Source organism: Idiomarina sp. ST10R2A5, assembly GCF_051842325.1.
In the GTDB taxonomy this organism is placed as follows: Bacteria; Pseudomonadota; Gammaproteobacteria; order Enterobacterales; family Alteromonadaceae; genus Idiomarina; species Idiomarina abyssalis.
The window spans coordinates 1-249 of sequence record NZ_JBNIEX010000062.1; the positions used below are offsets into that span (position 1 = coordinate 1).

1 protein-coding gene is annotated in these 249 nt (G+C 66.3%); it reads left to right on the forward strand.

The features are described from left to right. On the forward strand, nt 1–249 hold a 249-nt coding region (locus ACP7FG_RS13125), incomplete at both ends, for a molybdopterin cofactor-binding domain-containing protein (RefSeq protein ID WP_439226648.1).

The following is a 249-nucleotide window of genomic DNA, read 5'->3' on the forward strand; positions in this document are numbered from 1 at the left end:
CTACGAGACGGTCGACATCACGATGGATACCTCGGGCCATGTCGAGCTGCGCATCGGCGCCTCGCCGCACGGCCAGGGGTTGGTGACCAGTTTGGCGCAGCTGGTGGCCGACGAACTGGGCATCGGCCCCAACCGGGTTCGTGTCGTGCACAGCGATACGGACCGTACGCCGTTCGGCTGGGGTACCTTCGCAAGCCGGTCCATGGTGATATCGGGCGGCGCGTCACTGAAGGCGTCCGGGTTGCTTCG